This is a genomic window from Pseudomonas lijiangensis, assembly GCF_018968705.1.
Taxonomy (GTDB): Bacteria; Pseudomonadota; Gammaproteobacteria; order Pseudomonadales; family Pseudomonadaceae; genus Aquipseudomonas; species Aquipseudomonas lijiangensis.
In genome coordinates, this window is the sequence record NZ_CP076668.1 from 5,800,167 (window position 1) to 5,823,621 (window position 23,455).

Below are 23,455 nucleotides of genomic sequence, written 5' to 3' on the forward strand. Positions count from 1 at the left end.
CTGAAACTTGATCAAAAAAGTCAGAAAGAGGCGTGAAAAAATTTTCTGGAATGCAGGCGTGGCAAGGCGCGCTTCAGGTTTTCCGAACGCATCTCAGGTATCGCGTTGCGCCCGGCCATCGGGACCATACAGCTTGCTGCCGATGATCGTATTGAGAAAACTGACGATGCGCTGGTTGTAACTCATGCGCAGGCTGAGGGTGCCGCCATTGGTTGTATTGATACTTTTTGCCCGTTGGGCCAGAGCCTGCAATTGCTTCCAGGCCTCGACGCAATCGGCATCCTGAGCCGCCTTGAGCGCACCTTTGCGGCCCACGCCGTAGCCAAGTTTTGACTGGGCGGCGGCACGAATGGCTTCCAGTTGCTCCAGTTTGAGCAATGCAGCCTGTTTGCCAGCGGTCAGTTCGCTCAGTCTTTCGCCTTCGATCCTGGCCTGGGCCAGAGCGCGCCGCTCCTGCTCCAGCAACTCGACGAGGTGCATGACCGTCTGTGTTTGCAGCTCCAGGTGTCTCGCCAGGCTCATAGGTATCCACAGCTCATAAGTTTCGGTTTCAGTTTCGGTAACGCGGAGCGCTCAGGCCGGGTCGCTCAGCATTTCCCGAACGCTCGACACCAGGCCGTCATAGATCGACTCGGAACTGATCTGCATCGTGCCGCTTTCGATGGCCTGGCGCAGTTGCGCCACTTTTTCCATGTTTACGTCAGAATCACTCTCAATATCGGCCATGGACGTGATGCTCAGCGCGTCCAGATCGGCATCGGTCGCCTCCAGTGTCTGAAGCTCGGCCCGTTGAGAAGTGGTGCCGGCCAATTTGCTGTCAGTCGGCGGAACTGGATTGGTCAGGTTAGCGCTTATGATTTTCACGTTAGAGGCTTCATTGGCTGTTGTAAGGTCACTATCGGCAATCGAAAAGGCAAACTTTGACCGGTGATCGGGTTTCGTCGAAAAAATTTAAAAGCGCAGCAACAACTCGTTCTGGCCAGTCACTTGCGCATTCAGGGTCTTCCCATCACTGCTCAAGACCCTGACGCTACTGCCCAGGCTGCCATTATCCAGAGCCTTGCCTTCAAGGCTGATCCTGAAACCGGCTCCTTGTGCCTTGAGCACCACCCGCTGGTTGCGCTCCACCAGCCAGCGCTCGCGGAAGTTGTTCTGCGCCAGGGCGCTGCCCTGACTGAAGGTGCGGCCGGCCTGACGTCCAATGATTTGCTCGGGCTTCAGCACCGCACCTTTGGGCAAGCCTTCCAGCGGGCCACGCTTTGTAGCCAGCATGTTCGCCTGCACGACATCGCCTGACGCAATCCGCTGGGTCGCGACCACGTAATCACCGACAGCCGCCACGCTGACCTGCAGATAACCGGCAATGCTCTCCTCCCCTTCACAACGCACCTCGACCGCCACGCGGCCATACGTGTTCTGCTCGGGATGAACCAGCGACGGCAGCGGACTTTCACACGCAACAATGCGCAAGGCCGGCTGACCGATATCGATGCTCAGCACCTGGCTGCGCGGCGGCAATCGCTGCGCAATCACATAGCGCACCCGATCTTGCAGCACATCGGTCTGGGCCTCGACGGCCGCACTCTGCAACAGGCACATCAAGACACAGCCACTGGCGCCCGCATGGCCAAGCAGGCACATGAGCTGTGCGCGAGAGCGGAGAAAATCTCTCATTGAGCCAATCCTCTGAGGTAGCAAGCGAAGAATTCTAGGCTCCTCGGCGACAAGGCAAGGCCTGAATTGGTCGGCAAATAGCGGCCTGTTTCGGCCTTTGCATCGACGGCCTTGGGACTAACCTGCGAGCCGTTCAATTATTTGATGCACAGGTCCGCAAACATGATCGACAAGCTCGATAACGAGCTGCGCTTTCAGCAGAACGCAATGAGTTTGCGGGCTGAGCGTCAGCAGGTACTGGCCAACAACATCGCCAACGCCGACACGCCCAGCTTCCGGGCGCGCGATTTCGATTTTTCCGCAGAACTGAGCAGTGCCCTTCACAAAGAGCGCGCCAGCGGACAAGGCATGTCGCTGTCGACCACATCTGATCAGCACCTGCATTCGACCTCCAGCAGCAGCTTTTCGACCCGCTCGTTGCTGTATCGCGTGCCGGACCAGCCAAGCCTGGACGGCAACACGGTGGACATGGATCGCGAGCGCGCGCAGTTCAGCGACAACTCCGTCAAATACCAGGCCAGCCTGACATTCCTGAGCAGCAAGTTGCAGTCGCTCAAGACCGCCATGCAGTCCGAATAACGCAGGTAGACACCATGTCGATGTTCAGCATTTTCGATATCGCCGGTTCCGCACTCAGCGCGCAGTCCCAGCGCATGAACGTGACCGCCAGCAACCTGGCCAACGCCGATACCACCAATGGCCCCGATGGCGATGCTTATCGGGCGCGCCAGGTGGTGTTCGAGTCGCAATACCAGAGCGGCAGCAAGATCGGTGGCGTGCGGGTAAGTCAGGTAGTGGAAGACGGCTCGCCCATGCGCCAGGAGTATCGGCCCGGCGACCCGCTGGCCGACGAGGAAGGCTACGTGACCATGCCGAACGTCGAGCCGGTCAGCGAAATGGTCAACATGATCTCTGCCTCGCGCTCCTATCAGGCCAACGTCGAAGTCATGTCCACCAGCAAGGAATTGATGCTCAAAACCCTGACTTTAGGCGAGGCGTAAACAATGGCTACCACGATTTCCAGCTCGGTCCTCTCGACCATGAACACGAGCAGCGGCACCGCTGAAAGCAGCGCTACGGCCTCAGAGGAACTGCAAGACCAGTTCCTGACGCTACTGACTGCCCAGTTGCAGAACCAGGACCCGACCGATCCGATGGACAACAGCGAGATGGTCACGCAACTGGCGCAAATCAGCACCATCAGCAGCATTGAAGACCTGGGCACCACGGCAGACACCATTTCCAGCCAGATCAGCGCCAGCGAAACCCTGCAAGCCTCGGCTCTGGTCGGCAACGGCGTGCTGGTGGACGGCAATAGCATCAAGGTTTCGAGCGGTGAAGCCACCACCTTCGGCGTCACTCTGGCCAGCGATGCAGAGGACGTGACCATCACCATCAGCGACAGCAGCGGCAACGTGGTTCGCACCATAGAAGAAGGTGACATGAGCGAAGGCACCCAGGCCCTGTACTGGGATGGCCTGCAGGATGACGGCACTACCGCAGCCGACGGTGCCTACACCTTCAGCATCACGGCCACTGCCGATGACACAGCCGTAACCGCCACAGCCCTGAATTACGCACTGGTGACCGGCGTGACGACCGACAGCAGCAACGCCGTTGCCCTCGATCTGGGCGGCGTCAATGACAACGTCGCGTTGAGTGACATCAGCCTGGTGCTTTGATTTCCGGGCAATCCAATCCCCCAAAAACCCTTCGCAGTTGCCAGGACTGCTCGTCATCGTTCGCATACAAGGAGAAACACCATGGCTTTTTCCCAAGCGCTTAGTGGTCTGGCGGCAGCTTCGACAGACCTCAATGTCGTCAGTAACAACATTTCCAACTCCCAGACCGTGGGTTTCAAAAGCTCCACGACACAGTTCGCCGATGTTTACTCGGGGGCCGATGTCGGCTTGGGGACGAGCGTTTCAGGCGTGGTCCAGAACTTCTCGGACGGCAGCCTGACCACGACCGATAACGAGCTGGACCTTGCGATCAACGGTGATGGCTTCTTCACCTTCACCGACGGCACACAGACCGTCTACTCGCGTAACGGGCAATTGACCCTGACATCCGAAGGCTATCTGGAGAACGCCGCAGGCGACCAGTTGCTGGGTGTCAACGGTGTCATCCAGATTCCGACCTCGGGGATGCAGGCCAGCGCCACCACCGAGCTGGATGCCGAGCTGAACCTGGATTCCAGCGAAGACATCATCACCGATACCTTCGACCAGACCGACTCCTCGACGTACTCCTACTCCACGACGGCGACCCTCTACGATTCGTTGGGCAACAGCCATACCAGCACCTTGTATTTCAGCAAGACTGCCGAAAACACCTGGGAAGTTCACACGGCCATCGATGGCAACCTGCTGAGCGAAACCCAGACAGTGGAATTCAGCTCCAGTGGCCTGATCACCAGCGGCGAAACCGGCACTTACACCTATGACCCGGACAATGGTGCCGCGGACATGACCATCGAGCTGGATCTGACGGGTACGACCCAGTTCGGTAACGACTCCTCGGTGTCCGACATTTCACAGGATGGCTACACCTCCGGCAGCCTGGTGAGCTTCACCATCGATGAAACCGGCACGGTGATTGCCACCTACTCCAACGATCAGACGCAAAACATTGACCAGATCCAGCTGGCCACCTTCAGCAATGAAAACGGCCTGCAGGCCAACGGCGACAACACCTGGCTGGCCACGACTGCCTCCGGCCAAGCCTTGCTGGGCGTCGCGGGCAGCGGTTCGCTGGGTTCGATCCTGAGCGGCACGACCGAAGACTCCAACGTCGATCTGACCACCGAACTGGTGAACCTGATCATTGCCCAGCGCAACTTCCAGGCCAACGCCAAGTCGGTCACCGCGCAAAGCGAAGTGCTCCAGCAAGCCGTGAATATCGGGTCGTAATACATGGATCGCATGCTCTTCACGGCCATGAGCGGAGCCAATCAGGCACTCGAACAACAAGCCGTCGTGGCCAACAACCTGGCCAACATCGTGACACCGGGCTTTCGGGCGCAACTGGTCGAAATGCAATCGTCCCCTGTCGCGGGCGAGGGCTTGCCGACACGTGTGTCGGTCGCGGCCCAAGGGTTCGGGGTCGACTGGACCCAAGGCCCGATCGTCCATACCGACCGTAACCTGGATGTGGCCATCGGCGAGAACGGCATGCTCGCCGTACAGACCGCCGATGGCAGCGAAGCCTACACACGACGCGGTGACCTTCAGGTTGATGGCACTGGAGCCATGACCGTGGGCGGACGCCCGGTCATGGGCGATGGTGGCCCGGTGGTCGTTCCGTTGGGCAGTGAAGTCACCCTTGGCAGCGACGGCACGATCAGCGTTCGTGAAGTCGGCATGGGGCCCAGAGGACTGAGTCCTGTCGGACGGCTGAAACTGGTGTCGGCTTTGCCCGGCACGCTTCAGGCCGGTACCGATGGGTTGTTTCGCACCGCGCCGAATGCCAATGGCGTCAGCCAGCCCTTGCCTGCGGACGAAAGCATGCGTGTAGCGCCCGGCTCACTGGAGGGCAGCAATGTCAGCCCGACCTCCGCCATGGTGGCAATGATCGATAACTCGCGGCGTTACGAGATGCAGATGAAAGCCATCAGCAGCGCCGACGAAAACGCCAAGAGCGCCAACAACCTGCTGTCGCTGCAGGGCTGACCCCACGGTTGAATGAATAAGGAACCGCTCGATGATCAGATCACTGTGGACAGCCAAGACCGGGCTGGAAGCCCAGCAGGGACAAATGGACGTTATCGCCAACAACCTGGCCAACGTCAGCACCAACGGCTTTAAACGCTCACGTGCCGTCTTTGAAGACCTGCTTTACCAGAACGAACGCCAGCCGGGTGCGCAAAGCAGTACCGACACCCGTCTGCCCTCGGGCTTGCAGGTCGGTACGGGGGTGCGTGAAGTTGCTACCGAGCGGCTGCACACTCAGGGCAACCTGGAAGAAACCAGCAACTCCAAGGACCTGGCCATCAATGGCCTGGGCTTTTTCACGGTGGATATGCCCGATGGCACCACTGGCTACACCCGTGACGGCAGCTTCCAGCTCAATGCCAACGGCGAGATGGTGACGTCCAACGGTTACACGCTGGCAGCGGGTATCACCATTCCGGCCAATGCCACGGCTGTCACCATCAGCACCGACGGTATCGTCTCGGTCACTCAGGCTGGCAACTCCACTTCGACGCAGGTCGGACAGTTGAATCTGGCGTTGTTCATCAACCCGGCCGGTTTGCAGAGCATGGGGCAGAACCTCTATCAGGAAACCGATGCCTCGGGTGCGCCCACCGAAACCACGCCCGGCCTCAATGGTGGCGGCTCGCTGTCCCAAGGCTATGTGGAAACCTCCAACGTCAATGTCGTGGAGGAAATGGTAGGCATGATCCAGACCCAGCGCGCTTACGAAATCAACAGCAAAGCCGTCGAGAGCTCGGACGAGATGCTCCAGCGTCTGACGCAGCTCTGATCGCCATGTCCGGGAAACGCAAAATGGCCCATAAACGCCCACCGGCATGGCCTCTGTTGCTGGTCATCGCAGGCATGCTGGCGACGACTGGCTGTGATCAGTTGCCCCACAAACCGGTCGTGCCCGAAGAAGAAATGCAGGTGCCGGTCCAGCCGAACCGTCTGGCCAATGGTTCGCTCTATCAGGGTAGCCGTGGGTCGCAGCCCTTGTTCGAGGACCGTCGTCCGCGCATGGTGGGCGATACGCTCACCATCGAACTGGAAGAACAGGTCAGCGCCAGCAAGACCTCCTCGTCCAACGCCAACCGCACTGGCTCCATCGGTCTGAGCCTGGCGACCACCTCAAGCCGCGCCTCTCAGGTTGGCGACTTCGGGCTGGACGCTTCGACCACCAATGACTTCAGCGGTGGAGGTGGCTCACAGGCCAACAATTCCTTTACCGGCACCATTTCCGTAACGGTCATGCAGGTCATGCCCAACGGCCACTTGCGAGTGCGCGGCGACAAACAGATCGCGATCAACCAGGGCACAGAATTCATCCGTTTTTCGGGCGTGGTCAATCCACGGAGCATCACGGGGGAAAACACCGTGTCTTCGACCCAGGTTTCCCAGGCCCGGATCGAATACGTCGGTGATGGCTATATCAACGAAGCACAGCGCATGGGTTGGCTCCATCGCATTCTTCTCAACCTTTCTCCTTTCTGAGTACGGGAACCATGGCTGACTCTGTATTCATGACGACACTCTTGCGCGCAGCCAGAGCCGGGGCTCGAACGCTGCTGTGCATCGGCACTGCGCTGCTGGGCGGCATGGTCCAGGCAGAACAGATTCGCGATATCGCCGACTTTGCCGGGGTACGCCCCAACAGTCTGGTGGGCTACGGCCTGGTGGTCGGCCTCGATGGCAGTGGCGACCAGACCACCCAAAGCCCGTTCACCGAGCAGAGTCTTACCAACATGCTGTCGCAACTGGGCGTCACCCTGCCTGCCGACGCCAACATGCAGATGCGCAACATCGCCGCTGTGATCGTCACCACCAACCTGCCCGCCTTCGTCCATCCCGGCCAGCAGATCGACGTGGTGGTTTCCTCCATCGGTAACGCCAAAAGCCTGCGCGGCGGCACCTTGTTGATGACCCCCATGAAAGGTGCAGACGGCGAGGTCTACGCCCTGGCTCAAGGCAACCTGATGGTGGGCGGTGCAGGCGCTTCGGCCAACGGCAGCAGCGTACAGGTCAACCAGCTTGCCGGTGGACGCATCAGTGGAGGTGCAATCGTCGAGCGCTCGGTCCCTCTGAACCTGAGCAATGACAGCGGCTTGCTCAACCTTTATATGCATGAACCGGACTTCGCCACCGCCCAGCGCGTGGTCTATGCCATCAACTCCGAATTTCGCAGCACCGTGGCTTCGGCAGTGGATGGCGGCAGAATCCAGATTCAGGGGCCGTTGTCGCCCAACGAACGGGTCAACTTCATGGCCCGGATCGAAAGCGTCGACGTGTTGCCGATCCAGATGCGCCCCAAGGTGATCCTTGATTCTCGGACCGGCTCCATTGTCCTCAACAGCTCCGTGAAGCTGCACCGTGCAGCAGTGGCCCACGGCAATCTCTCGGTCATCATCGACACAACCAACACCGTCAGCCAGCCCGGCGCGTTCAGTAACGGTCAGACGGCCGTGGTCCCCAAAAGCAATATTTCCATCGAGGCTCAAGGTGGCTCGCTGCATGTGCTTGAAGGCACGGCAGATCTGATGGACGTGGTCAAAGGGCTGAATGCTCTGGGCGCGACACCCCAGGACCTGATGGCGATTCTGCAAGCGCTCAAGGCCGCCGGTTCACTGCGGGCAGAGCTGGAGATCATCTGATGAACATGGCGGACAGCACGACCGGCTTTGCCCTTGATGTGCAGGGGCTGGAACAGCTCAAGCGGCATTCGCGCGAAGATGCCGGGTCGAGCCTGAAGGAAGCCAGCAAGCAGTTTGAAGCCCTGTTCCTGCAGATGATGCTCAAGAGCATGCGGGCCGCGATTCCCAAGTCCGAGATGTCCAGCAACTCGCAGACCGAGTTTTATACCGACATGTTCGATCAGCAGGTGGCGCAGAGCCTGGCGGGCAAAGGCATCGGCCTCGCCGAGCAGTTGACCCGGCAACTGGGCGGTTCCTCTGCAAAGCCCCACTCGCCTGATGTTCAACGCGGCATGGATGCGGCCACCGCCCTTTTTCTGGACTTGCCGCCCTCCGGCACAAACAGTTCAGAGTCGCCCTTTGCAGCCACGGCTTACCCGACACAGGCATTCGAGTCCTGGAAGCGTCGGGAGGTCAGTGGCATGAACAACGAGCAGCCCGAGCATGTGCAGGCATTCATCGCGCGCCTGAGCGAGCCGGCACAAAAAGCCGCTCGCAGCAGTGGCGTACCCGCCGAGCTGATCCTCGCTCAGGCTGCACTGGAAACCGATTGGGGCCGACGCCAGATCACCACGGCCAGTGGCGCCGACAGCCACAACCTGTTCGGGATCAAGGCAGGCAGCCAATGGCAAGGCGCGACCACACAGGTCATGACGACGGAATATGAAGCAGGCGAAGCGCAGAAACAGATGGAAAGCTTCCGCGTCTACCCGACCTATGACGCGGCGTTCAACGATTATGCCCGCCTGATCCGCTCACGCCCCGGCTATGCCGCCGCCCGCAACGCCGCCGACGCGCCGCAGGCAGCCATCGCCCTGCAACAGGGCGGCTACGCCACCGACCCGCGCTATGCACAAAAACTGATTTCGGTCATGGCCACCATCGGCCCGCTGAGACATGTACCGCCCACGGCACAGCTGGACTGATTGCCTGCGTGGACTCGCCCGCAGGACCGGATGTACCAACAAACGTGCAGGAGGCAGCTTGATGGCGAAAAGGGCCTGAAAACCGGCAGATATTCCGTGTCTGTACGCGAAAGTCGCCAGCAAGCTGCCTCCCACAAAGTGACTTGGCAGATTTATCAGGTCCCCCGGTGCTGCCCACCGGCAAATCGATTCGCGAATCACCATGTTTTTTTCACCAACCACCAAAGTTGCGCTTTCGCGGGGCCGATAGTGGGCCTATGTAGCTTAGGAGCTTTGCAATGAGCATTATTTCCATTGGTGTCAGCGGTCTGACTGCCGCACAGATCGCCCTCAGTACCAGCAGCAACAACACGACCAACGCTTACACCGATGGCTATACCCTTCAGGTTGCGACTTTCTCCGAATCCAGTTCGGGAAGCGGTGTGGAAGTCAGCAGTGTCGATCGGCAGTACAACCAGTTCGTCACGACCCAGCTCAATAACTCGATCAGCGCCGAAAGCGCCCTTTCGACCTATCAGACCGAAATCGATCAGATCGACAGCCTGCTGGCCGATGGCGATGCCAGCCTCGATACGCTGATGCAGAGCTTCTTTTCGTCGATCCAGAGCCTGACTTCGGACGCCAGCGACACCTCGGCGCGAGAAGAAGTGATTGGCTCCGCCGAAACCCTGGCCTCTCAATTCAATCAGTTGGGCAGCTATCTGGATGAAATGGCGGACGATGTGAACAACCAGATCGACGATCAGGTCACCCAGATCAACGACATCACCGAGCAGATTGCCGACCTCAACAAGAAAATCAGCCTGTCCAGCGCGCTCGGCACCACTTCCAATGACCTGCTCGATCAGCGGGACCTGCTCGTCAGCCAGCTCAGCGAACTGGTGGATGTCGATGTGAAAACCCAGGACAACGGCAGTTACAGCATTTCCCTGAGCAACGGCCTGGCACTGGTTTCCGGCAATCAGAGCTTTGATCTGACCACAACCGTCTCTGCCAGCGACTCGACCCAGACAGTGATCGGTTACGTCGATGCCGCAGGCAACACCACCACACTGGATGATTCGACCATCAGCGGTGGCTCGCTGGGCGGGTTGCTGGAGTTTCGCGACACCACGCTGACCGAGACACAAAACCAGCTAGGCCTGCTGGCGGTCTCGCTGACCCAAGCCTTCAACACCCTGCAGGAGTCGGGTATCGACCTCAATGGCGATACAGGCACTGCCTTTTTCTCTGTCGACGACCCGAGCGCCTATGGCAGCACCGACAACACCGGCGACGCAACCCTGAGCGTGACCTTCAGCGACGACGTGAGCGAGTTGAGCGCCACCGACTACACCGTCAGCTATTCCGACACCGATGGCTATACCGTGACGCGCAACGACAGTGGTGCCAGTGTCGACTCCACTTACGACAGTGATACCGGCACCCTGACCTTTGCCGGCATGAGCGCAACCATCAGCGGCACGGCCGCCGATGGCGACAGTTTCCTGGTGTTGCCGACCCGCAACGCCGCCAGCAGCTTCAGCACCCTGATTACCGACGGCAGCCTGATCGCGGCAGGGACTTCGACTGGCAGCAGCGATAACACCAACGCGCTGGCCATGCTCGACCTGCAGACCAGTGACATCGTGGGCGGCACCTCGACCCTTAGCCAGACCTACTCGGCCCTGGTCAGCGACGTAGGCAGTACCGCCACCAAGATCGCCGGGCAACTGGAAACCCAGACCAGCCTGACCGAACAGCTGACCACGCTTCAACAATCGGAATCCGGGGTCAACGTGGATGAAGAGGCTGCCAACCTCATCCTCTATCAACAGTATTACCAGGCTTGCGCAAAGGTCGTCGAAGTGGGCACCACCATTCTCGACACCGTTCTCGACATCGACTGATAACCGCCTGAAAGGAGAGTCACGCCATGCGCCTCAGCAGTGCGACGATTTACAACCAGAGCCTGAGCTCCATGCTCGCGCAGGAAAGCGCCTATCAGGACGCCGCCCAGGAAGTGTCCAGCGGCACCAAAGTGGTCACCCCTTCGGACGATTCGCTGGCTGCCGCCCAAGCCGTCAACGTGCGCCAGGCCATTGCTGCCAACGAGCAATACGCGGATTCGCGCAGCGCCATCACGACATCCCTCTCCCAGGAGGAAAGCACGCTCGACAGCATCAACGATGCCATCAGCAGCGCCATGGCCCTGGTCGTCCAGGCCAACAACGGAACCTTGAGCGACGCCGACCGCGAGTCTATCGCCACCTCGCTGCAGGGCGTCTACGACACCCTCGTCACACTGGCGAACTCCACAGACAGCAATGGCAACTACCTGTTCTCCGGTTATCAGAGCCAAAGCCCGGCATTTGCAGTGGATGCCGATGGCAACATGACTTATCAGGGCGACGACAACGTCGTCACGCAACAGGTCAGTTCCACGCAGACCATGGCCAGCAGCGATAACGGGGCGACCATCTTTCTGTCGGTCAGCAGCTCGGCGGGCTACATTGCCGAAGCGGGCGACAATACCGGCACCGTGACTTTCGATGGGCCTGACATTACAGACTCTACAGATGCCAATTACGGCACGGGTTTCACCCTGACGTTCAGCACAGCAGAAGATGGCACGGCCCAGTACAGCATCGATGGTGCTGACCCGGTCGCCTACACCGACGGCGAAACACTTGAGATCAACGGTTTGTCCCTGACTCTGGAGGGCACGCCAGCAGATGGCGATACGATTACCGTCAGCGCAGCAACAGATGCCGACCCGGACCTGTTCGCCACCCTGAAAAACCTGATCACGGCCCTGCAGACGCCCGTGGAAACCGAAGCCGACCAGGCGGCCCTGAGCAACACGCTTTCCACCTCCAGCCGTCAATTGAGCAACGCACAGGACAACGTGCTGACGGTGCAGACCTCGGTGGGTTCGCGCCTCAACCAGATAGAAGTGCTGGATACCATCGGTGACGATCTGGCGCTGAGTTATGCCGAGCGCCTGTCCGGTCTGGTTGATGCCGACTACACCGAGTCGGTGACCGAATACACCTCGCTGCAGGTTGCCCTGCAAGCCGCTCAGCAGACCTTCGTCAGCATTCAGAAGATGTCATTGTTCGAATACATCTGAGGCCCCGTGGGACCGGATTTATCCGGGAAAGCGTCATTTCTGGCGACAAAAACGCTGTGAATGTACCGACCTCTTCCCGGATGAATCCGGTCCCACAAAGTGAAGTGCCCTGCAAAAGCGCGGAAAACTACGGCAACGCCATATTGATGATCAGGTACTGCATGAATTGCAGCGTGCTGGTCAGCAATCGACTGAGAAACTGCCCCAGATCCCCCATGACCACCATCAGCAGTATCAGCCCGACGAGCAGGGTCGCCGGGAAGCCGACCGAAAATACGGTCAACTGCGGCGAAACACGGTTGAGGATGCCCATGGCCAGGTTGATGATCAGCAGCGTGGCCACCATGGGGAGCGCCAGCAGAAGGCCAGTCAGGAAGATTGTGCTGCCGTAGCGGGCAATCAGGTTCCACGCATTGGGATCGAAACGCACAGTGCCGATGGGCAAGGTCTTGAAGGTCAGGGCCAGCAGCTCAAGCACCATCAGGTGACCGTCCAGCGCCAGGAACATCAGGATGGTGATCATGCTCAGAAAGCGCGACAGCACCATGCTGTTGGTATTGGTATCGGCCGAAAAGAACGTGGCGAAGGCCAGTCCCATCTGCATGCCGCAAATCTCGCCAGCCATCTCCACAACCGCCAGGGTAATGCGCATGACCATGCCCAGCGACATGCCGATCAGCATCTGCTCGACAATCACCCCAAGTCCTGCCCATGAAAAGAGGGGAATGTCCGGTGTGGGGGCAAGGTTAGGCGCCAGCAGAAAACTCAGAAGCATCGCCAGGCCGACTTTCACCTGACTCGACACGTTCTTGTGGCCCAGGATCGGGTCGCTCATCAGAAACGCCAATACCCGGCAGAACGGCCAGAAGAAACTGGTCACCCAAAGTTGCAACTGGGCCGAGCTGACTTCGATCACTGACGTCAGCCGATCAGTGTCGGCAAGCTGCTGAACAACGTTCGGGTGTAATCAACCAGCATTTCCATGATCAGCGGGCCGACAAGGACCAGCACGACGCATACGCCTACGATCTTGGGGATGAACGACAGCGTGGACTCGTTGATCTGGGTCGCAGCCTGAAACAGACTCACCAGCAGGCCGATGAACAGCGTCGCAAGCAACACCGGCCCCGCGACCACCAGGCTCATGCGCATGCCTTTGTAAGCCAGATCCATGACCATTTCCGGCGTCATTGTTTGTGTCCTCGCGTCAGGTGTAGAAACTTTGCGCCAGCGATCCCAGCAACAGTTGCCAGCCATCGACCAGCACAAAGAGCATCAGCTTGAAAGGCAGGGAAATAGTGGAAGGCGGCACCATCATCATGCCCAGCGCCATCAGCACGCTCGCCACGGCCAGGTCGATGATCAGAAAGGGAATGAAGATCGTGAAACCGGCCTGAAAAGCCGTCTTCAATTCACTGGTGACAAAGGCCGGCAGCAACACCCGCATGGGCACATCCTCCGGCCCCTGCAAGTCTTCGATCTGGGCCAGGCGCGCAAACAGGGCCAGATCGCTCTGGCGCGTCTGGGTCAGCATGAACTTGCGAAACGGCTGGCTGGCCTGATCAAGAAACTGCTCGACCGATATCTCGTCTTTGGAAAACGGCACCCAGGCCTTTTGATAAGCCTGATCGAGGGTCGGCGACATGACGAAAAAGGTCAGGAACAGAGCCATCCCCAGCAGCACCTGGTTCGGCGGTGCGGAGGTCGTGCCGATAGCAGTGCGCAACAGGCCCAGAACGATGATGATCCGCGTGAAGCCGGTCATCATCAGCAACGCCGCTGGCAGGAATGCCATGGCACTGAGCAGCATCAGGGTTTGCAGGCTCAGCGACCATTGCTGACCGCCCGCCTGCCCGGTAAAAGCGGCCAGCCCCTGAACGGTCGGCTCTGCCTGGGCATTGGCCATGAACGCAAGGCCAGGCACACTCGCCAGAGCGGCCAGTTTCAATCCACGCTGAAACGGCTTCATGAGTTGCCTCCCGGCCTTTCGGGATGACGCTGCAGGTTGCGTTTCAAGGCGCTGGCCAGCCGATCGGCAAAACTGTTGCCCATCACAACCGCATCACTTTCAGATGCCGCTGGTGGTGCTTCCATCTGCGAGAGCGCACTGACCTGTTGGGCCGTCACACCCAGCACCAGCCACTTGCCCTGCACTTCGACGATCACTACTTTTTCACGCTGACCGACATTGGTACTGCCGACGACGCGCACGACTTGCCCCGATACCAGCGAGCGCGAACCGATACGCCGCAGAACCCAGCCGCAGACAAAGACACAGGCGACCACCAGCCCCAGCGCCAGTGCTGTCTTGCCCAGCAAAGCCAGGCTCATCAGGCTCTCTGAAGGTGCGCCGAGGGCAACGGGTGGCGTCTGGCTGACAACACTCATCGGTTGAGCTTTTGGACGCGTTCGGAAGGCGTGATGATTTCCGTGATGCGGATGCCGTACTTGTCATCCACCACTACAACCTCGCCCTGAGCGATCAGGTAGCTGTTGATCAGAATGTCCATGGGCTCACCCGCCAGGCCATCCAGTGCCAGCACTGACCCTTGGGCCAGTTCCAGCAACTGCTTGATAGTGATCCGTGTGCGGCCCAGCTCTACGCTGAGCTTGACCGGAATATCCATGATCATTTCCAACTCGCGCGGTGCAGCCATGGGCTGTGGGGTCACCAGCGGCTTGAAGACTTCAGTGCCGACATTGGCTGGCGTGATGCTTTCGGTCGCCGCCGCCTCGGCTTCGCTCTGTTCGGCAAGGGCCATGGCCCATGGATCATCGCTCTCAGGCTCGACGCCCTGCTCGGCCATGGCCTTGGCCCAGTCGTCGGCCTCTTGCGGCTCGATGTTGTTTGAGTCAGTCATGCTCGGATTCCTTGGCAGTGGGCACATGCCCCTTGACGAAACGGCTGGTAGAAGAAGAGGAAGCAGGGCTTAGCGAGTGATCGAACAATTCCTTCACGAGCAACGCACGCATGCCGTTCTGGCTGCCATATTCACAAGTCATCACAGGTACTCCATCGACGCGCGCATTGACGATATCGGGGAGTTCGATGGGCAGAACGTCACCGACCTTGAGCGCCATGACCTGCCCGACACGGGCATCCATCTCGACGAAGTCCGCGATCAGATCCACCTCTGAATGGGTAATCTCGCCCGCCATGCGCTTGTTCCAGTGCTTCTCCTCTTCGGGGTTCACATCGGTCAGCGGGCCGTTGAGCAACTGCCGCATCGGCTCGATCATCAGGTAGGGAATGACGATGTTGAAATCGCTGGCCAGGGTGCCGACTTCCAGGTGGAAGGTCGCATTCACGACGATTTCATTGGGCGAACTGGTGATATTGGCGAACTTGGCCTGCATCTCCGACCGCAGGTATTCGATTTCCAGCGGGTAGACCGACTTCCACGCATCCTGATAGGCATCCACCGAAAGCCCCAGCAGACGCTTGATGATCCGCTGTTCGGTATGGGTGAACTCGCGGCCTTCGGATTTGGTCAGGAAACGACCATCGCCGCCGAACAGGTTATCCACCACCATGAACACGACGCTGGGAGGAAACACCACCAGAGCCGTGCCGCGCAGCGGTTTCATCGCCAGCAGGTTGATGTTGGTCGGCATCGGCATGTGCCGGGAGAAGTCGCTGTAACTCTGATAGCGCACACTCTCGACCGTGATATCGATGCTGCGCCGGATCAGGTTGAACAGACTCATGCGGAAGTAACGCGCAAACCGCTCGTTGATGATATCCAGCGCGTGCAGACGCTCCTGAATCACCCGATGCTGAGTCGCGGGGTCATAAGGACGAATGCGGGCGTCCTTGAACTTGTCGGCACCACCCGCCGGAGCATCGCTGCCCCCACGGAGCAGCATGTCGATTTCGTCTTGCGAGAGTAAATCGTCTATGGCCATGGGTTACTGCACGATAAAGTCGGTGTACAGGACATTGAGCACCGAGAGTTCAGGCTGCTTTGGCGCCAGAGGCTGTTTGAATGTGGCAAGGATGTTTGCGGCGAGCGTTTCCTTGCCCTTGGCACTGACCAACTGAGTGGTGTCCTGCCCGCCCAGCAATGTCAGAAGGCGACTGCGCAGTTGCGGCATGTACTGCAGGAGAAACTTCTGCGTCGTGTCGTTGCCGACTTCCAGCGCGAACCCCACATACAACATGCTCTGCTCATTGCGTTCGTTCTGAATGTTCACCGTCATCGGCACGATGGTGACCAGTATCGGAGCATGGGCTGGCTCCTCTGCGCTTTTAACGGTTGCCGGCTCATCGGCATGAGCCTTGTCCTTGCTCATGAAGAAATACATGCCGCCAGCACTGACTCCAGCGGCTGACAGCACCAGCAAAATAATCAGGAGCCATGGGGTTTTGCGGGTGGTGGCCATTTGCGAGAACCATGCAAGGAAAGAGAACTATCGGCAGGGTTCAAGTATGAACACCGTCCCGGCCTCGCCATGAGTCAATAAGACCCGAGTAACGGCGGTATCTTCCTGTTTTGATTTGCTATTCAGACGTACAGATCCACACCCAGAGCGCCCGTAACCATCTTCTGAAGCGGCACCTCCTCGACTTCCAGTGCAGAATCGGTGCTGTCTGCAAGGGCGCTGTCGGTGCTGGTGCCCTGGGAATCGCGTCGCTCCTGCTGGCCTGACGCCTGACGCGATGACTCATCGCTGACCGAAGCCTGACCCAGCGTGATGCCCTGTGAAGCCAGCGCTTCGCGCAACTGCGGCAATGCCTGCTCGACAGCCGCCCGAACCGAGGCATGAGCCGACTGGAACTGCGCCTGCGTATTGTTGCTGTCGTTGAGGTCAAGGCTGATGGACAGCGGGCCGAGGTCGGCAGGGTTCAGGTGCAGATCGACCTGTTTCTCGCCGCGCTTGATCATGTCGATCACTTGCTTGCCAAGACCGTCCTGCCAGTCAGTGGAACCGATAGCCGCCGATAGTGCCGAGCCATTGCCGGCCACCTTTTCTGTAGTGTTCATCGTTGTGCTGTTCAGGGTCAGCGACGTCAGGCTGAAGCTGCTTGAAGTATCGCTGTCGGCCTGGGTGTCGGGCTGGCTGTCCATGGATGAGCTGTCACTTTGCGCACCCGGCTCCTGCACCGCGCCTGCCAGGGTTTGCCCAGTCACCGGCTCTTGAACCTGAATCTCCTGATCGACCCTCTCAGCCAAGGTGTCGGCCGCAGTCATGGCCGATGCCGAAAGGTTCGTACCGGTGTTTGCCGCAAGAGCAGAATCATCCGGTAACTGCACCGCATCACTGGCAGCGTTCGGGTTGGCGAGCGTTGCCTGAACCGGTACTGCCGCAACCGCGATCATCGAGGAAACATCAAGCTGGCCAGCGCTCTGGATCAGGTCCATGCGCTGGCGAATGTCATTGAGCGTACTGTCGCTATCGCTTTGCGTGGCCTTGGGATCTGCGCTCTCGACGGCATCATCTGCCGAGGCATACAGATCCAGATCGAACTCTTCGTCCGTGATCGGCGCCCCCTCTTCGATCTGTCCAGTAACTGCCGGCTGGGCAGGCTTCACCACAACGGGCGTGGATACGACCGGCGGCAGCTCGACAGGCAGATCTTGCAGCTCGGACTCAGAGACCACTGGCGCAGACAGTACTGGATCAGCCACATCGGCCTCTGCAGCATCGACAGGGCTTTCAGCCTTGGCAACATTCGTCGAAGTCACTGAAGCTTTCGGCTCAGTTGGCGTGCCGTTCGCTGCCGTTGCAGCCGAAGCCGTGCTGGCAGCCGCTTCATCAGCCTGACTGAATGCCAGCGAAAAAGATTCGCCAGCCGAGTCCTGAGAGGCGCCTGAAACGCTGGCCTGAGTCGATACAGCGGACGATGAAGTAAGCGAAGCGATGATATCCATGGTGTCCCTTAAAGGCCGCGATCGATGGAAGACGAGAAACTGGCAGAACGCCGACGCAACTGACTGGCCATTTCATCCGTCTGCCGTTGCTCGACACGCCCGGCCTGTAAACGCTCCTGCGTGGCCCGACGACTCAGCAGCGCCTCAATGGCGCTGACCTTGCGCCACTCCGTCATCCAGTTCTCTTGATGCTGGGCAACCTGTTTGCGCTGGCGCTCCAGGCTTTTCTGCGCACGCTCGACGGCGGCTTCCAGCGAGTTGAGAAAGCCACGGTAGTTGGTGAGCGTCGAAGGGCTCATCCCGTCCTTGTGCAACTCCTGTTGCAGGTTCTGCCGATATTCCTGGTGATACTGGTCCAGGGTGTGCAACTGATTGACGATCTGCTGCTCGGTGCGGCGGCTCTCGGCCAATGCCCGTGCAGCGGTATCCCGCGCCTTGCTGGTCAGTTCCATAAGCAGTTCGAGGGATTCGTTAGCCATCCGGGGTTACTCGCCAGGTCATTTGCCGGGGAACAACAGGTTGAGCCCGTGTACGGTTTCTTCCACGCTCGCGCGGTCGTTGATGCGCTGTTGCAAAAAGCGTTCGAGATGGGGATACAGCGCCACGGCACGGTCAAGTTGCGGGTCATGGCCCGGCGCATAGGCACCGACGCTGATCAGGTCGCGATTGCGCTGATAACGTGACAACGACTGCTTGAGCTGCTGGGCCTTGCGCTGTTGCGACTCGCTGACAATGGCGGTCATCGCCCGGCTGATCGAGGCTTCGATATCGATGGCCGGGTAATGTCCGCTTTCGGCCAGATGCCGCGACAGCACGATATGTCCGTCCAGAATCGCCCGGGCCGAATCGGCAATCGGGTCCTGCTGATCGTCACCTTCGCTGAGCACCGTATAGAACGCGGTGATCGAGCCACCGCCGGGCGGCCCGTTGCCGGTGCGCTCGACGAGTTTCGGCAGCTTGGCGAACACTGACGGCGGATAGCCCTTGGTCGCGGGCGGCTCACCCACGGCCAGAGCGATTTCGCGCTGGGCCATGGCATAGCGGGTCAAGGAATCCATAATCAGCAAGACGTCCTTGCCCTGGTCGCGAAAATCTTCGGCCAGCCGGGTCGCGTAAACCGCGCCCTGCAGACGCTTGAGCGGCGATGTATCCGCCGGCGCAGCCACCACCACCGAACGGCGCAGCCCTTCTTCACCCAGAATGTTATCGATGAAGTCCTGCACCTCGCGGCCCCGCTCACCGATCAGCCCGACCACAATGACGTCGGCCTGTGTATAACGAGCCATCATGCCGAGCAGTACCGACTTGCCGACACCGGAACCGGCAAACAGGCCCAGGCGCTGACCACGTCCGACACACAGCAAGGCATTGATTGCACGAATGCCGACATCGATCTGACGATCGATCGGCGCACGTTTCAACGGGTTGAGCGGCTGGGTGTGCAGGCTGGCGTGATGGGCTCCGAGCAAAGGGCCTCTTCCATCCAGAGGCTGCCCGCTGCTGTCCAGGACCCGACCCAGAAGCGACATGCCCAGCGGGAAATATCGGGCACCGGTCGTATCGTCAAGAAAATCACCCGAGGCAAATACTCTCGCGCCAGGTTGCAGGCCGTGGATTTCTTCCAGCGGCATCAGATACAGAACATCTCCCGCAAAACCGACCACTTCGGCCTCGGCATGATCGGGCTTCGAACCGCTCTGGTGCCGGGCAGCCAGTTCGATACGGCAGGCTCCGCCCAGCGGCAGACGCAAACCGACCGCTTCCAGCACCATGCCCGTGGCACGGGTAATCCGCCCGCTGCGCATGTAGTCGGCAACTCGCAACTGTTCACTCTGGAACGCATCCAGTACCCCGCTCCAGCGATCGACATGGCGGTTGCCTGTGTTCATGGCTGGTCGCCGAGAATCGACACGGCGTCATCAAGGTTACGATCGGTCGTGCGGCTCAGCATTTCCCAACGTGACTGGCGCGTGGCATCCAGTTCACCACTGGCACTGACGACACGGCAGCCACCGGGCAGGATCGTCGTGTCAGCGTGCAAGACCCAGCCCGCCGCTTCGATCTGTTCGGCAAGGCAGCCCTGGACCAGTTGCAAATCATCCGGGTTCAGCCAAAGACGCGGCTTGCCCGTGAGTTCGGGATTGCTGTTGAGCATTTTCTGAACAATTGAAATCACCTGCTCCGGCTGTGCGGTCAAGGCTTCGCCTGCCAGTTGTCGTGCGGTGTCGAGCGCAATGCGCGTCAGTTGTCGGGCGATGTGGGCATCCATCTGCTTGAGTGCCTGATCGAAGTTCTGGCACAACTCCAGCAACGGTTGCAGGGTTTGCAAGACTTGTTGTTGCAATTCCACGGCCGCCGCCTGCCGCCCCTCGCTCAAACCCTGTGCATAACCCTGTTCTACACCCTGGGCATGACCGACCTGATGCGCTTCGCTGATCGTTTTCTCGCGCAGGACCTGCATTTCCAGCTTGTGCTGAAAGGCCTGCTTGCGCAGTTTCTCCCGACGGCTCATATCCGGGTCATGCACAGGCAGCTCGTTGCTGCCCAGCGCCTCCATCTGCCAGGTTTGCCAGCGATCGCGGTCAGAAGCCGGAGAGTGATCAGACATAAGCGTCATTACCGCGTGAGGTCACAATCTCGCCGCTGTCGGACAGGCGCCGGACAATCTGCAGAATTGCCTTCTGCTCGGCCTCGACCTGCGACATCCGGATAGGTCCGCGTGCTTCCATGTCTTCGCGGAACAACTGCGAAGCACGTTGCGACATATTGTTGAGGAAGCGTTCGAGCAAGGCAGGTGGCGCACCTTTGAGGGCAATGGCCAGCGAGTTGTCTTCGACTTGCTGGAGAATCATCTGGATGCCACGGTCGTCCACTTCGATGAGGTTTTCGAACAGGAACATCTCGTCGAGGATCTTTTGCGCCAGGTCTTCGCTGTGCTGGCGAACGGTATCGATGGCCAGCTCTTCCTGAGCGGAATTCATCAGGTTGAGGATTTCCGCCGCTGTTCTTACGCCGCCCATCTTGCTGCGCTTGAGGCTCTGGCCGTCCAGCATGGTGCCCAGCACTTCCGTCAGTTCCTGCAAGGCCACCGGCTGCACGCCACTGAACGTCGCAATGCGCAGCACGATGTCGTTGCGCAGCCGATCCGGGAGCAACTGGAGAATATCCGAAGCCTGATGGCGCTCCAGATGCACCAGAATGGTGGCGATGATCTGTGGATGTTCATCGCGGATCATCTCGGCAACCATCGACGCTTCCATCAGGTTCAGCTTGTCGATGCCAGAGCCGGTGTTGGTGCTTTCCAGAATATCGTCGATCAGGCTGGCAGCACGCTCGCTGCCCAGCGCCTTGGTCAATACCGCACGAATGTGGTCGCTGGTCTGGATATTGATGGCCGCATACTGGTCCGTCTCGTCCATGAACTCTTCAAGGACCTGACGCATTTCTTCATGGGACACCTGGCTCAGACGCGCCATTTCCATACTGATGGTTTCGACATCGGTGCTGGGCAGGTACTTGAAGACTTCAGCTGCACTGTCGGCATCCAGCGACAGCAGCAGGATGGCGCTGCGACGCGACCCGTTCATCTTGTTAGTCATTTTTCTTCATCCACCCGCGCACGATCATCGCTACCAGCCGCGGGTCTTCAACGGCGATCTGTTGCAGGCTCAGCAGGTTCTGTTCATACAGCGCCGACTTGCGCGGCAAGGCATGTGGCGCGCCATCCTGACCTGAAACCATGACCGCCGTGCCCATAGAGCCCATGGCCGTGGCAACGAGCGAAGTACCCGGCTCGCCGCTTTCCTCCTGCATGACCATGCGATTCTGCGCGGCATTGCGGCGTTGCATGGGCCTGAGCACCAGCAGCCACAAGCTCAGCGCGGCGAAAGCCACCAGCAGATAGCGCAAGGCGCTCATCAGCAGGTTGTAAGCCTCGGGCGTTTTCCACCATGGTTGCTCGGCAGCGACTGTGTCTGACACAACGAACGGGCTGTTGATGACTTGCAGCGCATCGCCACGGCTTTCGCTGAAGCCCATGGCCTGGCGTACCAGATTATTGATGTTCTCCAGTTCTTCCTTGCTCAGCGGCTCAGGCGTCGCCACGCCGTCCTTGAGTACGGTGCGATAGTTGACCACCACAGCCGAGGTCAGGCGCTGAATGTTGCCCTGGCTCTGCTTGACGTGTTCGACGTTGCGATCGACTTCGTAGTTGATCATCCGCTCGCTTTGCAGCGTCTTTGGCCTGGCTTGCGCAGGGGCTGCGGTCGCTGCGGCATTTGCGTTGGCATTGGCAGCAGGCGTGGGTGCATTGGCCCTGGTCGGTGCCGGAGTATTGGGCGGGCTGTTGGTCAATGCGCCCGGCACGCCACCGGCTTCATCGCCCTGCTGGGCCTGCTCGGACACCTGTTTGCTGCGCACGGCGGCCTCGTTGGTGTCCTGATTGGGCGCATAACGTTCAGCCGTGCTCTCGCGAGCGGAGAAGTCGATCTGGGCAACCACTTGCGCATGAACATTCTGATTGCCAAGCAATGGCGTCAGGATATCTTCGATACGGCGCTGATAAGAGCGCTCGACCTCACGGACATAAGTGAGCTGCGAGCCATCCAGACCATTGTTGCCGCCATTGGTCTGGGTCAGCAGACGTCCGTTCTGATCGACGATGGTGACCGCATCGACGCTCAGCTCGGGCACGCTGGAAGACACCAGATGCACAATCGCGTTGGACTGGCTTTGCCCCAGCTCGCGTCCCGGCTGCAAGGTCAGAACCACCGATGCTCGCGCTGCTTCGCGGTCGCGAACAAAAACCGACTGTTTAGCCATGACCAGATGCACACGAGCCTTGGAAACCGGCCCAAGGGATTCGATGGTCCGCGACAGTTCGCCTTCCAGGCCGCGCTGATAGTTCAGGTGTTCGGCGAACTGACTGACACCGAACGCCTGCTTGTCCAGCAACTCGAAACCGACACTGCCGCCTTTGGGCAGGCCTTGCTCGGCCAGTTGCAGGCGCAGCGCGTTCATCTTGTCGCTGGGCACCATGATGGTGTTGCCGCCCTCACTCAGGCGATAAGGGATATTTCGCTTTTCCAGCTCCCCGATTATTTGCCCGCCATCGGCTTCGCTGAGGCCGGAGAAAAGCACCCGATATTCCGGTTGTCGCGCCCACAGCAGTAAAGCGACCAGAACCGCAATGACTGCTGCCCCCGCCAAAAGCATCGGAAGCAGAGGCTGACTCCGAAAAAGGGTCAACAACGCTTCCATCGGCCTGGCCGAAGCACTGGTCGGAATGAGTTTCTGAGCGCCTTTGGCCGGGGCTGCGGTACTCACGAACACCTCGATAGCGAGGATGGGGCCTGTACGAAAGACATTGCAGAGTCCGGTAGCGGTAGTAGTCGATCAGGCGTCTCGAATCATTGCAAAGCCCACGGGCACAGCAACGACTCAAGGCATCTGGCAGGGCTTCATTCTCGCGAAAATGCCCGAACCT

The 23,455-nt window shown here is 59.5% G+C and carries 27 protein-coding genes; 11 read left to right on the forward strand and 16 right to left on the reverse strand.

Annotated features, from left to right (window positions below):
* Positions 1–93: 93 nt before the first annotated feature.
* From KQP88_RS24830 to flgA, 3 genes are all read right to left on the reverse strand, one after another.
* Complete coding sequence (locus tag KQP88_RS24830; protein WP_216704466.1) at positions 94–522, reverse strand: flagella synthesis protein FlgN; 429 nt, start codon at positions 520–522, stop codon at positions 94–96.
* A gap of 51 nt (positions 523–573) precedes the next feature.
* Positions 574–864, reverse strand: a complete 291-nt coding sequence (flgM, locus tag KQP88_RS24835) for a flagellar biosynthesis anti-sigma factor FlgM (RefSeq protein ID WP_216704467.1) — start codon at positions 862–864, stop codon at positions 574–576.
* Between the two features lie 87 nt (positions 865–951).
* Positions 952–1,674 carry a flagellar basal body P-ring formation chaperone FlgA gene (gene flgA, locus KQP88_RS24840; RefSeq protein WP_253950528.1) on the reverse strand — a complete coding sequence of 241 codons (723 nt, stop codon included), beginning with the start codon at positions 1,672–1,674 and terminating at the stop codon, positions 952–954.
* A gap of 162 nt (positions 1,675–1,836) precedes the next feature.
* Here flgA and flgB point away from each other — a divergent pair, with 162 nt between their 5' ends.
* The 11 genes from flgB to flgL all read left to right on the forward strand — a co-directional run bounded on the left by flgB (position 1,837) and on the right by flgL (position 12,097).
* Positions 1,837–2,253: a flagellar basal body rod protein FlgB gene (gene flgB / locus KQP88_RS24845; RefSeq protein WP_216704468.1), complete on the forward strand. Its 417-nt coding sequence runs from the start codon at positions 1,837–1,839 to the stop codon at positions 2,251–2,253.
* A 14-nt stretch (positions 2,254–2,267) separates the two neighbouring features.
* Positions 2,268–2,675 carry a flagellar basal body rod protein FlgC gene (gene flgC / locus KQP88_RS24850; protein WP_216704469.1) on the forward strand — a complete coding sequence of 136 codons (408 nt, stop codon included), beginning with the start codon at positions 2,268–2,270 and terminating at the stop codon, positions 2,673–2,675.
* A gap of 3 nt (positions 2,676–2,678) precedes the next feature.
* The gene (locus KQP88_RS24855; RefSeq protein ID WP_216704470.1) at positions 2,679–3,356 is read left to right on the forward strand and encodes a flagellar hook assembly protein FlgD; all 678 of its coding nucleotides are present in this window, start codon (positions 2,679–2,681) and stop codon (positions 3,354–3,356) included.
* Between the two features lie 81 nt (positions 3,357–3,437).
* Positions 3,438–4,586: a flagellar hook protein FlgE gene (gene flgE, locus KQP88_RS24860; RefSeq protein WP_216704471.1), complete on the forward strand. Its 1,149-nt coding sequence runs from the start codon at positions 3,438–3,440 to the stop codon at positions 4,584–4,586.
* Positions 4,587–4,589: 3 nt separating this feature from the next.
* The gene (locus tag KQP88_RS24865) at positions 4,590–5,345 is read left to right on the forward strand and encodes a flagellar basal body rod protein FlgF (protein WP_216704472.1); all 756 of its coding nucleotides are present in this window, start codon (positions 4,590–4,592) and stop codon (positions 5,343–5,345) included.
* Positions 5,346–5,376: 31 nt separating this feature from the next.
* Positions 5,377–6,159 (forward strand): flagellar basal-body rod protein FlgG, encoded by a 783-nt coding sequence (gene flgG / locus KQP88_RS24870; protein ID WP_216704473.1) that lies wholly within the window; start codon positions 5,377–5,379, stop codon positions 6,157–6,159.
* 23 nt (positions 6,160–6,182) lie between these two features.
* Positions 6,183–6,863 (forward strand): flagellar basal body L-ring protein FlgH, encoded by a 681-nt coding sequence (locus KQP88_RS24875; protein WP_216704474.1) that lies wholly within the window; start codon positions 6,183–6,185, stop codon positions 6,861–6,863.
* Between the two features lie 11 nt (positions 6,864–6,874).
* Positions 6,875–8,020: a flagellar basal body P-ring protein FlgI gene (locus KQP88_RS24880; protein WP_216704475.1), complete on the forward strand. Its 1,146-nt coding sequence runs from the start codon at positions 6,875–6,877 to the stop codon at positions 8,018–8,020.
* The gene (gene flgJ / locus KQP88_RS24885) at positions 8,020–8,985 is read left to right on the forward strand and encodes a flagellar assembly peptidoglycan hydrolase FlgJ (RefSeq protein ID WP_216704476.1); all 966 of its coding nucleotides are present in this window, start codon (positions 8,020–8,022) and stop codon (positions 8,983–8,985) included. Before KQP88_RS24880 ends, flgJ begins: the two co-directional genes overlap by 1 nt.
* A 278-nt stretch (positions 8,986–9,263) precedes the next feature.
* Positions 9,264–10,874, forward strand: a complete 1,611-nt coding sequence (gene flgK / locus KQP88_RS24890) for a flagellar hook-associated protein FlgK (protein ID WP_216704477.1) — start codon at positions 9,264–9,266, stop codon at positions 10,872–10,874.
* A 26-nt stretch (positions 10,875–10,900) separates the two neighbouring features.
* Positions 10,901–12,097, forward strand: a complete 1,197-nt coding sequence (flgL, locus tag KQP88_RS24895) for a flagellar hook-associated protein FlgL (RefSeq protein WP_216704478.1) — start codon at positions 10,901–10,903, stop codon at positions 12,095–12,097.
* A gap of 127 nt (positions 12,098–12,224) precedes the next feature.
* On the opposite strand, the gene fliR is transcribed toward flgL, so the two are convergent.
* The 13 genes from fliR to fliF form a co-directional block, all read right to left on the reverse strand.
* A complete protein-coding gene (fliR, locus tag KQP88_RS24900) occupies positions 12,225–13,013 on the reverse strand; it encodes a flagellar biosynthetic protein FliR (protein WP_216704479.1) in 789 nt (262 codons plus the stop codon).
* Positions 13,014–13,018: 5 nt separating this feature from the next.
* A complete protein-coding gene (gene fliQ / locus KQP88_RS24905) occupies positions 13,019–13,288 on the reverse strand; it encodes a flagellar biosynthesis protein FliQ (protein ID WP_216704480.1) in 270 nt (89 codons plus the stop codon).
* Between the two features lie 16 nt (positions 13,289–13,304).
* The gene (gene fliP / locus KQP88_RS24910) at positions 13,305–14,003 is read right to left on the reverse strand and encodes a flagellar type III secretion system pore protein FliP (RefSeq protein WP_216706041.1); all 699 of its coding nucleotides are present in this window, start codon (positions 14,001–14,003) and stop codon (positions 13,305–13,307) included.
* A 59-nt stretch (positions 14,004–14,062) separates the two neighbouring features.
* The gene (gene fliO, locus KQP88_RS24915; RefSeq protein ID WP_253950529.1) at positions 14,063–14,485 is read right to left on the reverse strand and encodes a flagellar biosynthetic protein FliO; all 423 of its coding nucleotides are present in this window, start codon (positions 14,483–14,485) and stop codon (positions 14,063–14,065) included.
* Positions 14,482–14,958 (reverse strand): flagellar motor switch protein FliN, encoded by a 477-nt coding sequence (fliN, locus tag KQP88_RS24920; protein WP_253950530.1) that lies wholly within the window; start codon positions 14,956–14,958, stop codon positions 14,482–14,484. Before fliN ends, fliO begins: the two co-directional genes overlap by 4 nt.
* Positions 14,951–16,003 carry a flagellar motor switch protein FliM gene (gene fliM, locus KQP88_RS24925; RefSeq protein WP_216704481.1) on the reverse strand — a complete coding sequence of 351 codons (1,053 nt, stop codon included), beginning with the start codon at positions 16,001–16,003 and terminating at the stop codon, positions 14,951–14,953. Before fliM ends, fliN begins: the two co-directional genes overlap by 8 nt.
* A gap of 3 nt (positions 16,004–16,006) precedes the next feature.
* Complete coding sequence (gene fliL / locus KQP88_RS24930) at positions 16,007–16,480, reverse strand: flagellar basal body-associated protein FliL (protein ID WP_216704482.1); 474 nt, start codon at positions 16,478–16,480, stop codon at positions 16,007–16,009.
* Between the two features lie 122 nt (positions 16,481–16,602).
* Positions 16,603–17,970: a flagellar hook-length control protein FliK gene (locus tag KQP88_RS24935; protein ID WP_216704483.1), complete on the reverse strand. Its 1,368-nt coding sequence runs from the start codon at positions 17,968–17,970 to the stop codon at positions 16,603–16,605.
* An 8-nt stretch (positions 17,971–17,978) separates the two neighbouring features.
* Positions 17,979–18,449, reverse strand: a complete 471-nt coding sequence (fliJ, locus tag KQP88_RS24940) for a flagellar export protein FliJ (RefSeq protein ID WP_216704484.1) — start codon at positions 18,447–18,449, stop codon at positions 17,979–17,981.
* 18 nt (positions 18,450–18,467) lie between these two features.
* Positions 18,468–19,859, reverse strand: coding sequence for a flagellar protein export ATPase FliI (gene fliI / locus KQP88_RS24945; protein ID WP_260413822.1), 1,392 nt, complete (start codon positions 19,857–19,859; stop codon positions 18,468–18,470).
* Positions 19,856–20,578 (reverse strand): flagellar assembly protein FliH, encoded by a 723-nt coding sequence (locus KQP88_RS24950; protein WP_216704485.1) that lies wholly within the window; start codon positions 20,576–20,578, stop codon positions 19,856–19,858. Before KQP88_RS24950 ends, fliI begins: the two co-directional genes overlap by 4 nt.
* Entirely contained in the window at positions 20,571–21,569 is a 999-nt protein-coding gene (gene fliG, locus KQP88_RS24955; protein WP_216704486.1) for a flagellar motor switch protein FliG, read from the reverse strand. The genes KQP88_RS24950 and fliG overlap by 8 nt, the downstream gene beginning before the upstream one ends.
* Positions 21,562–23,295 carry a flagellar basal-body MS-ring/collar protein FliF gene (fliF, locus tag KQP88_RS24960; RefSeq protein WP_216704487.1) on the reverse strand — a complete coding sequence of 578 codons (1,734 nt, stop codon included), beginning with the start codon at positions 23,293–23,295 and terminating at the stop codon, positions 21,562–21,564. The genes fliG and fliF overlap by 8 nt, the downstream gene beginning before the upstream one ends.
* Positions 23,296–23,455 lie beyond the last annotated feature (160 nt).

Bases quoted from the DNA above. Each gene is read 5' to 3' on its own strand.
- KQP88_RS24830 (WP_216704466.1), bottom strand. From the start codon at position 522: ATGAGCCTGGCGAGACACCTGGAGCTGCAAACACAGACGGTCATGCAC.
- flgA (WP_253950528.1), bottom strand. From the start codon at position 1,674: ATGAGAGATTTTCTCCGCTCTCGCGCACAGCTCATGTGCCTGCTTGGC.
- flgB (WP_216704468.1), top strand. From the start codon at position 1,837: ATGATCGACAAGCTCGATAACGAGCTGCGCTTTCAGCAGAACGCAATG.
- flgC (WP_216704469.1), top strand. From the start codon at position 2,268: ATGTCGATGTTCAGCATTTTCGATATCGCCGGTTCCGCACTCAGCGCG.
- KQP88_RS24855 (WP_216704470.1), top strand. From the start codon at position 2,679: ATGGCTACCACGATTTCCAGCTCGGTCCTCTCGACCATGAACACGAGC.
- flgE (WP_216704471.1), top strand. From the start codon at position 3,438: ATGGCTTTTTCCCAAGCGCTTAGTGGTCTGGCGGCAGCTTCGACAGAC.
- KQP88_RS24865 (WP_216704472.1), top strand. From the start codon at position 4,590: ATGGATCGCATGCTCTTCACGGCCATGAGCGGAGCCAATCAGGCACTC.
- flgG (WP_216704473.1), top strand. From the start codon at position 5,377: ATGATCAGATCACTGTGGACAGCCAAGACCGGGCTGGAAGCCCAGCAG.
- KQP88_RS24875 (WP_216704474.1), top strand. From the start codon at position 6,183: ATGGCCCATAAACGCCCACCGGCATGGCCTCTGTTGCTGGTCATCGCA.
- KQP88_RS24880 (WP_216704475.1), top strand. From the start codon at position 6,875: ATGGCTGACTCTGTATTCATGACGACACTCTTGCGCGCAGCCAGAGCC.
- flgJ (WP_216704476.1), top strand. From the start codon at position 8,020: ATGAACATGGCGGACAGCACGACCGGCTTTGCCCTTGATGTGCAGGGG.
- flgK (WP_216704477.1), top strand. From the start codon at position 9,264: ATGAGCATTATTTCCATTGGTGTCAGCGGTCTGACTGCCGCACAGATC.
- flgL (WP_216704478.1), top strand. From the start codon at position 10,901: ATGCGCCTCAGCAGTGCGACGATTTACAACCAGAGCCTGAGCTCCATG.
- fliQ (WP_216704480.1), bottom strand. From the start codon at position 13,288: ATGACGCCGGAAATGGTCATGGATCTGGCTTACAAAGGCATGCGCATG.
- fliP (WP_216706041.1), bottom strand. From the start codon at position 14,003: ATGGCCAATGCCCAGGCAGAGCCGACCGTTCAGGGGCTGGCCGCTTTT.
- fliO (WP_253950529.1), bottom strand. From the start codon at position 14,485: ATGAGTGTTGTCAGCCAGACGCCACCCGTTGCCCTCGGCGCACCTTCA.
- fliN (WP_253950530.1), bottom strand. From the start codon at position 14,958: ATGACTGACTCAAACAACATCGAGCCGCAAGAGGCCGACGACTGGGCC.
- fliM (WP_216704481.1), bottom strand. From the start codon at position 16,003: ATGGCCATAGACGATTTACTCTCGCAAGACGAAATCGACATGCTGCTC.
- fliL (WP_216704482.1), bottom strand. From the start codon at position 16,480: ATGGCCACCACCCGCAAAACCCCATGGCTCCTGATTATTTTGCTGGTG.
- KQP88_RS24935 (WP_216704483.1), bottom strand. From the start codon at position 17,970: ATGGATATCATCGCTTCGCTTACTTCATCGTCCGCTGTATCGACTCAG.
- fliJ (WP_216704484.1), bottom strand. From the start codon at position 18,449: ATGGCTAACGAATCCCTCGAACTGCTTATGGAACTGACCAGCAAGGCG.
- fliI (WP_260413822.1), bottom strand. From the start codon at position 19,859: ATGAACACAGGCAACCGCCATGTCGATCGCTGGAGCGGGGTACTGGAT.
- KQP88_RS24950 (WP_216704485.1), bottom strand. From the start codon at position 20,578: ATGTCTGATCACTCTCCGGCTTCTGACCGCGATCGCTGGCAAACCTGG.
- fliG (WP_216704486.1), bottom strand. From the start codon at position 21,569: ATGACTAACAAGATGAACGGGTCGCGTCGCAGCGCCATCCTGCTGCTG.